General features: G+C 51.3%; 11 protein-coding genes. 4 read left to right on the top strand and 7 right to left on the bottom strand.

What is annotated here, in order from left to right:
• Positions 1–300 precede the first annotated feature (300 nt).
• Both LOZ86_RS14815 and galR read right to left on the bottom strand, forming a co-directional pair.
• Positions 301–1,608, bottom strand: coding sequence for a maltoporin (locus LOZ86_RS14815; protein WP_165708569.1), 1,308 nt, complete (start codon positions 1,606–1,608; stop codon positions 301–303).
• 484 nt (positions 1,609–2,092) lie between these two features.
• Complete coding sequence (galR, locus tag LOZ86_RS14810; protein ID WP_230242214.1) at positions 2,093–3,103, bottom strand: HTH-type transcriptional regulator GalR; 1,011 nt, start codon at positions 3,101–3,103, stop codon at positions 2,093–2,095.
• A 464-nt stretch (positions 3,104–3,567) separates the two neighbouring features.
• Between galR and galT the strand changes: the two genes are divergently transcribed.
• Positions 3,568–4,608 (top strand): galactose-1-phosphate uridylyltransferase, encoded by a 1,041-nt coding sequence (galT, locus tag LOZ86_RS14805; protein WP_230242213.1) that lies wholly within the window; start codon positions 3,568–3,570, stop codon positions 4,606–4,608.
• A gap of 9 nt (positions 4,609–4,617) precedes the next feature.
• On the top strand, positions 4,618–5,781 hold the full coding sequence (gene galK, locus LOZ86_RS14800; protein ID WP_039486435.1) for a galactokinase: 1,164 nt from the start codon (positions 4,618–4,620) through the stop codon (positions 5,779–5,781).
• A 63-nt stretch (positions 5,782–5,844) separates the two neighbouring features.
• Here galK and mgtE read toward each other — a convergent pair whose 3' ends face one another.
• Positions 5,845–7,323: a magnesium transporter gene (gene mgtE / locus LOZ86_RS14795; protein WP_230242211.1), complete on the bottom strand. Its 1,479-nt coding sequence runs from the start codon at positions 7,321–7,323 to the stop codon at positions 5,845–5,847.
• Positions 7,324–7,557: 234 nt separating this feature from the next.
• On the opposite strand from mgtE, the gene LOZ86_RS14790 reads away from it, so the two are divergent.
• Both LOZ86_RS14790 and LOZ86_RS14785 read left to right on the top strand, forming a co-directional pair.
• The gene (locus LOZ86_RS14790) at positions 7,558–8,007 is read left to right on the top strand and encodes a MarR family winged helix-turn-helix transcriptional regulator (protein WP_039486433.1); all 450 of its coding nucleotides are present in this window, start codon (positions 7,558–7,560) and stop codon (positions 8,005–8,007) included.
• A gap of 187 nt (positions 8,008–8,194) precedes the next feature.
• A complete protein-coding gene (locus tag LOZ86_RS14785) occupies positions 8,195–8,620 on the top strand; it encodes an organic hydroperoxide resistance protein (RefSeq protein WP_039486432.1) in 426 nt (141 codons plus the stop codon).
• 194 nt (positions 8,621–8,814) lie between these two features.
• Here LOZ86_RS14785 and LOZ86_RS14780 read toward each other — a convergent pair whose 3' ends face one another.
• From LOZ86_RS14780 to ppk1, 4 genes are all read right to left on the bottom strand, one after another.
• Positions 8,815–9,030, bottom strand: coding sequence for a YfgG family protein (locus tag LOZ86_RS14780; RefSeq protein WP_039486431.1), 216 nt, complete (start codon positions 9,028–9,030; stop codon positions 8,815–8,817).
• Between the two features lie 223 nt (positions 9,031–9,253).
• Positions 9,254–9,442, bottom strand: coding sequence for a YjfB family protein (locus LOZ86_RS14775; protein ID WP_039486430.1), 189 nt, complete (start codon positions 9,440–9,442; stop codon positions 9,254–9,256).
• A 231-nt stretch (positions 9,443–9,673) separates the two neighbouring features.
• A complete protein-coding gene (gene ppx, locus LOZ86_RS14770; protein ID WP_039486428.1) occupies positions 9,674–11,209 on the bottom strand; it encodes an exopolyphosphatase in 1,536 nt (511 codons plus the stop codon).
• Positions 11,209–13,281, bottom strand: a complete 2,073-nt coding sequence (gene ppk1, locus LOZ86_RS14765; protein WP_039486426.1) for a polyphosphate kinase 1 — start codon at positions 13,279–13,281, stop codon at positions 11,209–11,211. Before ppk1 ends, ppx begins: the two co-directional genes overlap by 1 nt.
• Positions 13,282–13,351: the final 70 nt, after the last annotated feature.

Below are 13,351 nucleotides of genomic sequence, written 5' to 3'. Positions count from 1 at the left end.
CAGCGCCTTGACCACTGGCTTTTCGGCGTGATTCGCGCCGCTGCGCGGTTCCTTCGGTATGCATGCCTGCTGATCGGATCACCTGCGACGCGTTCCAGACGCGGCGCAGGCTTTCGCGGCGTCCATGCCGCTCATCCGGCAGTCATGCACACCTCAGCGCGATTTTTTACGCCGGTATAAAAAACAGTGAAAATTTTACAGCGGATACTAGCCGCAACAGAAAAAGACTTTCCGTAGAAAGCCTTTTGGGAAACACCCGATGGGAATGATGGACCCACCGAGCTGAGGGTTAGTGCGGTATTACCACCAGGCTTCTGCCTGAATACCGAAGTTCACTGCATTGCTGCGAGCGTCGTTGAAGGTGTTGCGGTTTTCATTTCCACGGTTTTGGTAAGACACGAAGAAGCGTAGTTCCGGGCGTGTCATCATGGGAATATCGGCGGTGAAGGCATGTGCCAGCGTGTATTTCTCACCACTGTATTTGGTTTCTGTACCCGCTTTCCAGCTGTCTTTTTTCTGATATGCGCCAGCTTCCAGATAGGTTTTTTGGTTCTTGGTCCAGACATATTGGCCGCGACCTACCGCAGACAATAATTCTGTGCTGTCGCGCCAGCGGCTGATTTCATCAGCTTTACCGTAGGTCAGAACATGGCTAAGCGAAATATTATCAGTGATTGGTAGGTCACCGGTCTGAATGACGCGGTAGCCTTTAGCGCCGTCATTGATGCTCCAGACATCATACCAGCCGCCGCCCTGATCGACCATGTTGTGCGCCAGCCCTTTGTCGGCATATTGCAGCACCAGTTTCTGGTTGGATTTGAGGCCGGAGAAGTAGTGGCTGAGCTCGCCCGTGATCATCATAGAATTTTTAGGATCGAATTTTTGCCCTTCCGCAAGGAAGATATTTTTCTGCGTGTCCGCTTCATTTGGCATCGCGTAGGAGATACCGAACTCCGTCCATGCACCGTCCCACGGTTTCCAGCCCGCATAGCGTGCATCCAGATAGTTGATATTCAGATCGTCGTAGGTATCTGTTCTATTTTGACATTCTTGACTGTTAATGCTGTTGCTACAGTCGACGTTCATGTTTTCAGCATCGGCACGGATCCAGGCAAAAGAGAACGCGCCTTCACCCGCTTTGACATTTTCGATCCCGGCACCCGCACCGGAGATATTCCAGTATTTGGTATCGATGATGTGCAAGTCATGACGCTGATAGTAGCGTTTCCCCGCCCATACCGTGGCATCCGGCAGGCCAGGTACAAACCCTTTTGCCTGAAGGTTTAACTGGCGCAAACCAAATTCGGCATCGTCATTTTTTGTCGTTTCATTATCGTTCGAGCCGTTGGAGAACATGGAAATCATGCTATCGAAGTAAAACGTTTTCCCATTTTCGTTATACAGCTGCTGCCCTAATTGGATTTCGCCGTAGGTGTCATCTTCGTTACCTAATCTTCCCACATAACTTTTATCGGCTGCCTGTTGTTTTCCGTGGTTTGATGCACCCACGCCAGAACGGAAGTATCCTGAAAAATTAACAGAATAAGAAGGGGTTGCCAGCATTGCCAGACTCAGCGCAATGGATGTTGTCAGCAGTTTTCTTTTCATAATATACCTTTCGCTTATTCGGGTAAGAATGTGGATGTTCCAAATAACATGACGTGAACGGAGGTAAAGCGTTTCCACTCATGGCGAGGGATTATGGGGGAATAAAATGACGCATGACATGATTGTTCTCACAAAATGCAAAAGAGTTACACTGATATTTACACTAATGTAAAGAGGTTACATGTCGTTATTTGATTGATTGCCAGCACTGTCGCGGTGTTATTCACTGTGTAATAGTGTGTAACTGGTTACACGTTTTGCCCGTGTAGCTCAAATGCAGCATAAAATTTTTTTATGTCAGAATCGGTGGCGTTACATAAAAGGCGTGAGGCGATGCCGAGTAGAAAACGTTTTAGGAAAACAGTGAAAGGGTGTCTGCGGAATAGAATAAAGCACAGGGCGTGTAAGTTCAGAAAGGCAATGATGTCTGGCTTGCCTGATGCGAAGGCGTACCGCATCGGGCAAGCTGAATGATAAAAGGCGGTTATTTCTTACGGGTTGGGGGACTGACAGAATGGCGGCGTACCAGCGTCGGGCTAAACATGTTCGTGGTTTCACTCAGCTGTTTACCGTGGGATAACGCGATGGCTAATTCTGCGGCCTGAATTGCCATGGCGGAAACCGGATAGTGTACGGTCGTCAGACGAGGACGAAGGTAGCGGGCGATCAATACGTCATCAAACCCTATCACTGACATGTCCTGCGGTACGTTAATGCTGTTATCACTCAGAACGGAAAGGGCGCCAGCGGCCATGGAGTCGTTGTAGCACACCACCGCCGTCATATTGCCGCCCCGACTCAGCAGTTCCATCATGGCGGACTCGCCGCCCACTTCGTCCGGTGAAGCGCGGGCAATGAGGCGTTCATCCCGTGCGATGCCGTGCTCTTGCAGCGCATCCACATAACCTTGCAGGCGGTCGGCGGAGTCAGAAATTTGGTGATTAGAACAGAGAAAACCGCTCCTCTGATGCCCTTCCTGAATCAAATGACGCGTTGCCAGCCAGGAACCATAGCGATCGTCGAGCGCAACGCAGCGGTTTTCATAACCGGGTAATGTACGGTTGATGAGCACCATGTCAGGAATGTGGCTCATCAGTGCCGCCAGTTCCTCATCTGAAAGCATCTTTGCATGCACGACCAGCCCAGCACAGCGGTGGCGAATTAGCTGCTCAATGGCTTTCTTTTCCTGCTCGGCATTGTGATAGCCGTTACCAATCAGCAGAAAGTTGCCGGTTGCCTGGGCAATTTGCTCAACAGATTTGACCATCGTCCCAAAAAAGGGATCGGATACATCTGCGACAACCAGCCCCATGGTCTCTGCACTTTGGTGCGCGAGCGCTCTGGCATTGGCATTCGGATGATATTGCAGCTCCGCCATGGCCTTGCGTACGGCTTCCCTTGAGGCGGTACTGGCTTTGGGCGAGTTATTGATTACACGTGAAACCGTAGCAACTGATACACCTGATAGACGAGCAACATCCTTTATTGTGGCCATTGGTATTCCTGAACGGTCAAATGCGTGATGAGGCGGATCGTAGCCTAACGCACACGTTAAAAGAAAAAATCGATTACTTATATTCATAAATGTACAGGTTTTTGGGTGATGTTACCTATCCGACCACCTTTCCTTTTTGATCCAGACCGTACTTATGTGATCGCTATCAACAATCATCGGTCATTTCTCTCTTCCAAAATACCATTCCGAGGTTTAAATTTAGGGTAACCGATTACACTTATGTGGTAGCTAAACGATAGCTTGCTATCGTTGTTCAGCATTATTACAGCTATTTTATCCATGCCATAGAGTGAAACTGATTACATTTAGAGGTTTTTCTGGCTGAGTTTACAGACTGACCAGATGCCTCTTCCAGATCTCTGACGGACTGTTAGCGCCATACAATGGGTTGCGGATGGTGCCGCGGTTGTACCGAATTTGTGTTTTGTATTGAGGAATAGCTTATGCAGTTTGAGCCGACTGAACATCCGCATCGCCGTTTTAACCCGCTGAAAGGCGAGTGGATTCTGGTTTCTCCGCATCGCGCCAAGCGCCCTTGGCAAGGGCAGCAGGATGAACCGGATCGCGCTACGCCACCGCCTTACGATCCGACCTGCTATCTGTGCGCGGGTAATAAACGCATTACTGGCGATATCAACCCGCACTATCAGGGCACCTTTGTTTTTACGAATGATTTCTCGGCACTGATGGAGGACACGCCGGATGCACCGTCGGGCGACGACGAGCTTTTCCGCGTGCAGCAAGCCCGTGGCGTCAGTCGTGTCATCTGTTTTTCTCCCGATCACAGTAAAAGTCTGCCACAGCTTTCGCTGCCAGCGCTGAAAGCAGTGATTGATACATGGAGCGATCAAACCGAGGAACTGGGCAAGCGGTATCCGTGGGTTCAGGTTTTTGAGAATAAAGGGACGATGATGGGGTGCTCCAATCCCCATCCGCACGGGCAGGTTTGGGCTAACGATTTTCTGCCGAACGAAGTACAGCGTGAGGATGAGCAGCAGCGGGACTATTTCTCCCGTCACTGTTCGCCGCTACTGCTGGACTATGTTCGCCGCGAGCAGGCTGACGGATCGCGCATCGTGGTGGAAACGGAGCACTGGTTGGCAGTTGTCCCTTACTGGGCGTCGTGGCCGTTTGAAACGCTGGTCCTGCCCAAGTTTGCCGTACAGCGGTTGCCGCAGCTCAATGACATTCAGCGTGACGATCTGGCGCTGATCCTGAAAAAGCTGACCAGCCGTTATGACAATCTGTTCCAGTGTTCATTTGCCTATTCGATGGGGTGGCATGGCGCGCCATTTAAGGGTGATGACATCGCACACTGGCAACTGCATGCCCATTTTTATCCCCCGTTATTACGTTCCGCCAGCGTGCGCAAATTTATGGTCGGCTATGAAATGCTGGCTGAGGCGCAGCGTGATCTGACGGCAGAGCAGGCCGCTGAACGTTTACGCAGCGTGAGTGATATCCATTTTCGTGAGCAAATTTGAGGTCATTTTATGAGCCGTATTGATTCTCTACGTCAGTTAACCGAGTCTGTTTTTGTCCGATTATTTAGCTATGCGCCGCATGCGGCTATTCAGGCTCCCGGTCGGGTCAACCTGATTGGCGAGCACACCGACTATAACGATGGTTTTGTCTTGCCTTGTGCTATCGATTACCAGACGGTGGTCAGTGCGGCGGTACGTCAGGATGGCATCGTGCGGGTGGTCGCGGTGGATTTTGACAATCAGCAGGATGAATTCGATCTCGCCAAAGAGATCGTGCCTCACCCGGATTACACTTGGGCGAACTATATCCGTGGAACGGTGAAGTTTTTGCAGGCGCGTGGCCTGCCGATCACCGGCATGGATATGGTGGTTTCCGGCAATGTGCCTTCTGGCGCAGGGCTAAGTTCATCAGCCTCGCTGGAAGTGGCTATCGGGCAGACGTTCAAAGAGCTGAATAATCTGGACATCAGCCAGTTGGATGTGGCGCTAAACGGTCAGCAGGCAGAAAACGATTTTGTCGGCTGTAGCTGCGGCATTATGGATCAGTTTATTTCCGCTCAAGGGCGTGTCGGTCAGGCGCTGTTGATCGACTGCCGCTCTCTGGAAGGGCGCTCTGTGCGTATGCTTGACGGCGTTGACGTTCTGATCGTGAATTCTAATGTGCGCCGTGGGCTGGTGGACAGCGAATACAACACGCGCCGTCAGCAGTGTGAATCGGCGGCGCGTCACTTTAACGTCAAGGCGCTGCGTGATGTTTCCCTCGCACAGTTTGAAGCGGGAATCGAGGGGCTGGATCCGGTCGCGGTACGCCGTGCGCGACACGTTATTACCGAGAACCGCCGTACGCTGGAAGCAGCCGATGCGCTGGCGCGTCAGGATGCGCACCGTTTGTTTACGCTGATGGCGGAATCACATGTTTCCATGCGCGACGATTTTGAAATTACCGTGCCGCCGATCGATGCGCTTGTGGATCTGATTCAGGAGTATGTCGGTGAGCGGGGCGGTGTACGTATGACTGGCGGCGGTTTCGGTGGCTGCATTGTCGCCCTTATCCCTTCGGCGCTGACGGATGAAGTTAAACAGGTGATTGAACGGGAATATCCGGCGCGTACCGGTCTTCAGCCGTCCATCTATCTGTGTCAGGCATCCGGCGGTGCAGGTCGCGTGAGTTAAGTTCAGGCTGGAAAAGGTGAGCGAAAAGGGCTTTGATTAAAGCCCTTTTTACATTGCATATGTTTAAGGCAGCAGGAACAGCGTTGCCAACCCGAGGAAGATAAAGAAGCCGCCGGTATCGGTGATCGCCGTAATCATTACGCTGGAGCCGATGGCCGGGTCGCGGCCGAGTTTCATCATGACCAACGGAATAGCGACGCCCATCAGCGCGGCGAGCAGCAGGTTCAGCAGAATCGCCAGCATCATCACGCCACCCATCGCGGCGTTACCATAGAGCAGGAAGGTCACCACGCCCATAATCGTGCCCCATATCACCCCATTTACTAGCGCAACGCCTAATTCTTTGAGCAGCAGGTACGACTTTTTGCCGTGCTCAAGCTGATGCAACGCCAGTGCACGTACGATCATGGTGATCGTCTGGTTACCCGTATTTCCGCCAATTCCGGCGACAATCGGCATGAGCGTCGCCAGCGCCACCAAGTGAGATAACGTGTGCTCAAACAGACCGATGACCCGCGAGGCAATGAGCGCGGTACAAAGATTGATGGCCAGCCAGGCCCAGCGATTGCGAAACGATTTATACACGGGCGCGTAGACGTCTTCAGAAGGCGTTAAGCCCCCCGAACGCCGCAGACTGCTGTCGCTTTCTCGGTTCACGACGTCGAGGATATCCTCAATCGTCAGGCGTCCCATGAGTTTCCCTTTGCTATCGACCACGGCGCTGGAAATTAAGTCGTAACGCTCAAAAGCCCCTGCGGCTTCTTCGACTTTATCTTCAGGCTGGAACCTCAGCGGCTGATCGTCCATGACGTCATTAACCAGAGCTTGGGGCGAGTGGAGCAGAATGTTGGCCAGCGACAGCTCGCCGACCAGCGTATTTTTGCGATCGGTGACGAACAGTTTGTCGGTGGAATTGGGGATGGTTCTACGGTAGCGCAAATAGCGTTGTACGGTCGCGAGCGTGACATCGGCGCGCACGGTGATGAGTTTGAAATCCATCATGTGGCCGAGGCAGTCTTCATCATAATTGATGGCGGCGCGTAGCTGCGCGCGCTGCTTTGGCTCAAGCGAGGTCAGTATCCTGCCCAGCAGGTGGCGGGGGACGAGGCGAGACAGCTGAGCCTGCTCATCAACGTCCAGTATCCGAACCGCTCTCAGGATTTCCTTGTCCTGCATATCGCCGATCAGATCGTCAGAAATACTGTCAGAGGCCTCAATCAACACGCGGCCGCGCTTCTTTAGGGGGATCAGTCGCCAGAGCGCCAGCCGTTCATCCTGCGGTAAAGATTCCAGCAAGTCGGCAAGGTCAGCGGCATGTAGCCCGATGATGAGCTCGCTGATCTCTGCGGTTTGATCGAGCAGGATGCTTTTTTCACGCAGCCTGATGTTGTTATTTAATGCCGCGTTGTCGCCTAACGCCGCTTCATCACGTTCCGTAACGCGCGGTTGCCGGTTGATAATGTCTTCAACCAGTTCTTTGTTTTCCAACAGCAGAAGGGAGATGCGGCGACGGAGGTCGGTAAGTTTTTTTACACTCGACATAATGTTTTATGCTCGATCTGTTTTTTATCCGTGTTTTATTAAACGTAGCGCAAAATCAGTAGATTAAGAATAGGATTACTGGCGAATCGCAGTCTTAAAGGTGTGCAATAGTGCCCAGACGTGTTTTTTATGAGGCATTTTATCTAACGAATTATTAAATCGCTTGCTACTTAGTTTTTGGCGATATATAGTCAGTTCGATATATAGTCAGTTCCAGAAACGTAACCGATACCGATGGCAGAGACGATGAACGACAACGCTTACAAACTGGATGGACAGCTGTGCTTTGCACTGTATTCAGCCAATCTGGCGATGAATAAACTGTATCGTCGTTTGCTGTCTGAGCTGAATCTGACCTATCCCCAATATCTGGTGATGCTGGTGTTGTGGGAACGTGACGGTTTGACGGTGTCTGAACTGGGCGAGCGTCTGTATCTCGATTCCGCTACGCTAACGCCGTTACTCAAGCGGTTACAAAGCGCAGGCTTAGTGGTACGTAACCGGGGAACAGAAGATGAGCGTCAGGTGCTGGTCGGGTTAACCGAAGCAGGGCGAGCACTTCAGCAACAGGCGCTGGCGATTCCTGAAAGCGTGTTTTGCGCGACGGAATGCCATCTTGACCAGCTACAGACAATCAAAAAAGATTTAGAGACGCTGCGTAAGAATCTGATTGGGCATCTTTGAAAATACTGGCGGTTGCCTTGCGCATCCGCAGCCTGTCAGACAGCGTTATAGTTGTTAAGTAGTATACTTTTACGTGATTTTCTTTACGCAAATAAGTAGTTCACGATTTAATTTTTCACTATGTAATTAAGGTCTGAGCAGCATCTATACTGCCTTAGGCTATTCCCTAACTATCTGGAGTCACATTATGTCTATTGAAAAAGTATTATACGTTGCTCATGCTCAAGCTACCGGTGGTCGTGATGGGCGTGCGGTGTCTTCCGATAAAGCGGTTGATATTAAATTGACGACCCCACGTGAGCTGGGCGGTGCAGGCGCTGAAGGGACGAACCCAGAGCAGCTGTTCGCTGCGGGCTATTCTGCCTGTTTCCTTGGCGCGATGAAGTTTGTTGGTGCACGTGACAAAATCGCTGTCCCTGCTGATACCACGGTAAACGGTAGCGTAGGCATCGGTGCCATCCCGACAGGATTTGGTATCGAAGTCGAACTGAAAATTTCCCTGCCGGGTCTGGATCGCGCTGTGGCTGAAGATTTGGTGCAGAAAGCCCACATCGTTTGCCCATACTCCAATGCAACGCGCGGCAACATCGACGTGACCCTGACGATCGTCTAAGTCCGGTTTGAAGCAAGTTCATTATTAATTAACACAACTGATTGATAAAAACGGTGGCTGCGAAGATTCGCACTGCCGTGTTTTTATTGGTATGGGATGTCTGAATGAGCAACGGACGTGAATGACGGCACGGGAATACGAAGGCAACAAGCCTGATAGAAAAAATAGAATATAAGGAACGGGTTGGTTAAGCGCTACTCTTTCTGATTGACGAGTACGTTGGCAGGAAGCAGTAATTGTTCAGCACGCTGCTGCTGTTTGTCTTGATGATGACCAAACGCGGTGACGGTGGAGTAAGCAAAGCGGCCTAAAAGAATAATGAAGCTGATGAATAAAACGGCACGGGCGATCCGAGAGCCACTTCGTCGCGGGCGTATCGATAATCGTCGTTTGTGGGTAAGCGTGGACATTACCAGTTAATCCTCTGTGAAAGCGAACATTCGCTGTTGTTTATTTATGCACAAGCAGTAGGCGAGGTCAATCTGCCTGAGTGAAAAAGATGATGACCGATCCGGTTTGCGCACGTTCGGTATAAGGATAAAGGAAGCGTGAAGGGAGGAATAAGGGATAGGGAGAACCACCAAAAAACCCGCTCAAACAAAAACGAATAAGCGGGTTGTGTGGTGCAAGGGATTACGCCGTGGTATTGACGTTACGCCCAATCGCCGGATTTGCTGGCAGAGGGGGTAATGCCTGCAAAATACCGGAGACGACAGCTTCTTGGCTATCGAGCGCTTTTTTCAGCACAAGCGCACTGGCCTCGCTGCTGGTACGCATGTTGCTGAGGTCGGTAGCGAGTGATGCAATCTGTGATACATCCATTTCACTCTCCTTAACACTGAGTTGGATTGATATCCGGTAGGGAAAGGAAGCGCACCTTTCCGCCGAGGTTGCATGATGTTGGCGAAAATTCTCGCCAGCCATCATTTGGGTATCGGCCCCATCTCTGTAAACTTTACGTTAACTGGACTTCACCGGCCAGTCTGGTTGCACGATTTTGTGCCACTTTACTGTTCGATGTAGGCTCGGTTTTCCACGTAACGTTTTCATCAATCAGGCTTTTTCTTCCTCAATCATCAGCTTCCAGCCGGTGACGTCCTGCCAATATTCTTGTTCCCGTTCCAAATCCAGCTGTACCAGCGTGTTGTTGGTAAAGAAGTCACGTGGGAACGTCAGCGTCCAGTAGTTGTCATCGGTATGCAGCCGTAACGATTCCGGCGTTGTCGTTGCCTGACGCTGATTATTCAACAGCGTGGCAAGGCGCAAGAGCTGCATCATGGGCAAATACTGTTTCTTTTTGAACAGGTTCAACCGCGGCAACTCTTCCAGCTTGATCGCTTTACGGTGCAACCGCACGATCATGGACAGCACAAGCTGCTGTTCCTGATTGAAACCGGGCAGGTTGGTGTTTTGCAAAATGTAGGCGGAATGGCGATGCATGCCGCTATGGTTAATGCCCAATCCAACCTCATGCAGCATGGAAGCCCAGTTCAAAATAGCCTCAAGCTGTGGGTGCACCAGATTAGGATTTTGCTCTGCCCATTGCGCATAAAGCTGCTGCGTGGTTTCCCGCACGCGTCGCGCCTGCTCGCGGTCGATATTGTAATGGGTTGCCAGGCTCTGCGCGGTACGGATACGAATATCCTGATGGCGGAATCGACCTTCCATTTCGTACAGCACGCCTTCGCGCAACGCGCCATCGGATAGGCGCAGTTCTTTGATCGCCAGCGCGTCGAAAATACCACACAGAATAGCCAGACCGGGCACCAGCACCGACTGACGATCTTCGGACAGACCCGGCAGACTCAGCGCTTTGAAGTGCTTAAACTGCAAGATCTGCATGCGTAGCATTTCCAGCCGCTCGGGAGTAATCAGGCCGTCTTTCTCTCCCATCTCCACCAGAATTTCATGCGTGGCTTTGATCGTTCCAGACGCACCGAGGGCGAATTTCCAGCCGTATATGCGGTATTCCCAGGACAGCGTCTCCAGCTTTTGCGCTGCGGCCAGCCGGGCGCGCTTGAAGTTGGCTTCGCTAATTTCGCCATTCGGGAAAAACTGCTGTGCGAAGCTGACGCACCCCATACGACGGCTTTCCACCAGCATCGGTTCGAAATCTTCACCGATAACCAGCTCTGTAGAACCGCCGCCGATATCGATGACCAGCTTGCGGCCTTTTTCCGGCTGCGTATGTTCCACGCCCATAAAAATCAGGCGAGCCTCTTCATGGCCGGAAATGATCTCTATCGGATAGGGAATGATGTCCGCCGCGCGGCGCAGAAATTCCTGCGCGTTGGCCGCCTGACGCAGCGCGTGCGTGCCGACGATAGAAACGTTCATGGCCGGGAAGCCTTGCAGACGTTCAGCAAACAGCGCCAGACAGCTCAGGCCGCGCTGAATGGCTTCTTCGCTGAGCATGTTTTTGCTGTCCAGCCCGTCGGCCAGATGTACCCGCTGTTTTAAACGTCCCAATACCTGAAGCGCACCGTTTACCACGCGTGCGATCACCATGTGAAAACTATTGGAGCCCAAGTCGATAGCCGCGAACTCTTGCGGCTTTATCTCGGTTTTTTCATTGTTCGTTAACGGCATTATTCAGGCTTATCTCCAGGTTGCTCCAACGCCTTGATGTAGTCGTAAATGGCATTTTGCGCGCGTACTTTACGCTTGTTGCCGCGTGAGACATAGCGGTTGCTCGATTCTTTATCAATGACACGGGCTTTCACCGTATCGCTGAACAGAATATCCAGCGTTTCCAGCACGCGGTTTTTCAAAATGGGATCCAGGATTTCCACTGCGACTTCAATGCGATAATCAATGTTGCGTGTCATCCAGTCTGCGGAAGAGAGGTAGACTTTCTTGTCCCCGCCGTTGTTGAAGACATACACCCGATCGTGTTCCAGATAGCGGTCAAGAATACTGATGACCTGAATATTTTCGCTGATCCCCGGTAAATTAGGGATCAGCGAACACATGCCACGTACCAGTAGATTGATTTTTACGCCCGCAGAGGAAGCCTGATACAGCTTTTCTGCCAGCCCTTTATCCACCAGATTATTTACCTTAAGCGTAATGCCTGCATCACGATTCGCCAGCGCATTTTCAATCTCGGTATCGATCAATTGGTAAAGCTTATCGCGGGAGTTTTGCGGTGACACCAGCAGGTGCTCGAAGCTAACCGGGCGGTAGGGGTTTTCAATGAAGTTGAAGACGCGACGGACTTCGTTAGTAATGCGTTCGTCGGCGGTCAACAGCGAGTAATCCGTATACAGACGGGCGGTTTTCTCGTTGAAGTTACCAGTGCCAATGTGTGCGTAACGCACGATGTTTTCCCCTTCGCGGCGGGAAATCAGGAACAGTTTGGCGTGAATCTTCAGCCCTGGCACCGAGAAAATCACGTGTACGCCCGCTTCGGTCAGGCGCTTGGCCCAGTGGATGTTCGCCTCTTCGTCAAAACGTGCCTGTAGCTCGACCACTACCGTTACTTTCTTACCGTTGTGCGCCGCATGGATCATCGAGGTAATGATGCGCGAGTCTTTAGCGACGCGGTAAATATTGATTTTGATCGACAGCACGTTGGGATCGAAAGAGGCTTGTCGCAGCAGTTCCAACACGTGCTCGAAGGTGTGGTACGGGTAGTAGAGCAGAACGTCGCGCTCACGGATCGCATCAAACCCATTGCGAAAATTGTTGAACCCGGAGTGCCGCAGGCGGGGCAAGGGTTTGTTGACCAGATTGGCGCGCCCGACGTTCGGGAAAGAAATAAAGTCTTTGAAATTATGATAACGCCCGCCGGGGATAACGGAGTCAACGGACGAGATCCCCAGTTTCTCTTGTAGCATCGCGACCATGGCGTCCGGCATGTCGCGCTGATACACGAATCTCACCGGCTCGGCGGTTAAGCGCTGCTTCAGGCTGGAAGACATCAATTCCAGCAGGCTGGATTCCATTTCCGTTACCAGATCGTATTCCGCATCGCGCGTCATCTTCATGGAGTACGCGTTCAGTGCATCATAGTCAAAGAAGCCCTTGAAGATATCATCCAGACAATAACGCAAAATGTTATCAATGAGGATCATGGTCTTACGACGGCGCGGCGCTTCTGCTGGCAGGTTGACGAAGCGCGGTATTTTATCCGAAGGAATTTCCAGCAGGGCGTAACTGATCTCATCGCCACGAATAATTTCGACGGCAAGATAGGTATAGTTATCCTTCAGGAACTCCACCAGATTGGTTTCGTTAAAGATGAGTATTGGCGTGATATGCGGGCGCAGATATTGCCGGAAGTAATCCCTCAGCCACTCTTGCTGATTAGGGGAAACCTGACGCTCATTGACCAGAAAAATCTGGTTACGTGCCATCTCCAGCAGCAGCTCATTGTACAAGCTATCGAAAATTTGATCGGTTTTTAGTACGCGCGCCTGAATTTTGCCTAAAAGGTGTCGCAGATTGCCGTCCAGACCTTGTTCTTCGTTAATCAGAATGCGTCTTTTCAAATCGGCAAAACGGACTTTATAAAATTCATCAAGGTTGCTGGAGTAAATGCCAAGAAAGCGCATGCGTTCGATTAACGGATTGCTTTTATCTGCTGCTTCCTGAAGTACTCGTTCATTAAAGGATAACCAACTTAATTCTTTCTCTATGTAGAGTTTGTCCTGACCCATTGTCACTCCGCTCAACTCATGTACTGAAGGTTCATCCAATATTCATACCCTTCCTCTGTGGGGATAGGGT

This window comes from Pectobacterium parvum, assembly GCF_020971565.1.
GTDB classification, from domain to species: Bacteria; Pseudomonadota; Gammaproteobacteria; order Enterobacterales; family Enterobacteriaceae; genus Pectobacterium; species Pectobacterium polare.
Note: the sequence above shows the minus strand (reverse complement) of the source record. Positions and strands in the feature narration are given on the sequence as shown.

Excerpts from the sequence above, each read along its gene's own strand:
- galK (WP_039486435.1), top strand. The coding sequence starts at position 4,618 with ATGAGCCGTATTGATTCTCTACGTCAGTTAACCGAGTCTGTTTTTGTC.
- LOZ86_RS14815 (WP_165708569.1), bottom strand. The coding sequence starts at position 1,608 with ATGAAAAGAAAACTGCTGACAACATCCATTGCGCTGAGTCTGGCAATG.
- galR (WP_230242214.1), bottom strand. The coding sequence starts at position 3,103 with ATGGCCACAATAAAGGATGTTGCTCGTCTATCAGGTGTATCAGTTGCT.
- mgtE (WP_230242211.1), bottom strand. The coding sequence starts at position 7,323 with ATGTCGAGTGTAAAAAAACTTACCGACCTCCGTCGCCGCATCTCCCTT.
- LOZ86_RS14780 (WP_039486431.1), bottom strand. The coding sequence starts at position 9,030 with ATGTCCACGCTTACCCACAAACGACGATTATCGATACGCCCGCGACGA.
- ppx (WP_039486428.1), bottom strand. The coding sequence starts at position 11,209 with ATGCCGTTAACGAACAATGAAAAAACCGAGATAAAGCCGCAAGAGTTC.
- LOZ86_RS14775 (WP_039486430.1), bottom strand. The coding sequence starts at position 9,442 with ATGGATGTATCACAGATTGCATCACTCGCTACCGACCTCAGCAACATG.
- galT (WP_230242213.1), top strand. The coding sequence starts at position 3,568 with ATGCAGTTTGAGCCGACTGAACATCCGCATCGCCGTTTTAACCCGCTG.
- LOZ86_RS14785 (WP_039486432.1), top strand. The coding sequence starts at position 8,195 with ATGTCTATTGAAAAAGTATTATACGTTGCTCATGCTCAAGCTACCGGT.
- LOZ86_RS14790 (WP_039486433.1), top strand. The coding sequence starts at position 7,558 with ATGGCAGAGACGATGAACGACAACGCTTACAAACTGGATGGACAGCTG.
- ppk1 (WP_039486426.1), bottom strand. The coding sequence starts at position 13,281 with ATGGGTCAGGACAAACTCTACATAGAGAAAGAATTAAGTTGGTTATCC.